The following is a 282-nucleotide window of genomic DNA, read 5'->3' on the forward strand; positions in this document are numbered from 1 at the left end:
GCGCATCACGCCGACCGTCGCCTCGGTGTTGAGGTCGGTCGTCATGAACGTGACGAACGCGATCGGCTTGTCGGCCTGCCGCACCAGCATCACCGACTGCGTCGCGAGATAGCCGTCGTGGAACGCGGCCACCGAGAAGCTCTTTTCGCGCGCATCGCGGCTGTCGAGCCAGCCGTCCGAGATGCCGCGCAGCGCCGGCAACGCGGCCGGCACGTCGCCCGGCGCGATCACCTCGACCGTCAGCGCATCCTTGTCGCCGCGCCGCAGCGCATAGCGCAGATG

The 282-nt window shown here is 69.5% G+C and carries 1 protein-coding gene; it reads right to left on the reverse strand.

Features of this window, described 5'->3' with window-relative positions; genetic code table 11:
• Window positions 1-282 (reverse strand): phosphatidylglycerol lysyltransferase domain-containing protein (locus AAEY75_RS14675; protein ID WP_352259976.1); only part of this gene is annotated, 282 nt, incomplete at both ends.

It is taken from the genome of Psychrobacter sp. TB55-MNA-CIBAN-0194 (assembly GCF_040309505.1).
Taxonomy (GTDB): domain Bacteria; phylum Pseudomonadota; class Gammaproteobacteria; order Pseudomonadales; family Moraxellaceae; genus Psychrobacter; species Psychrobacter fozii.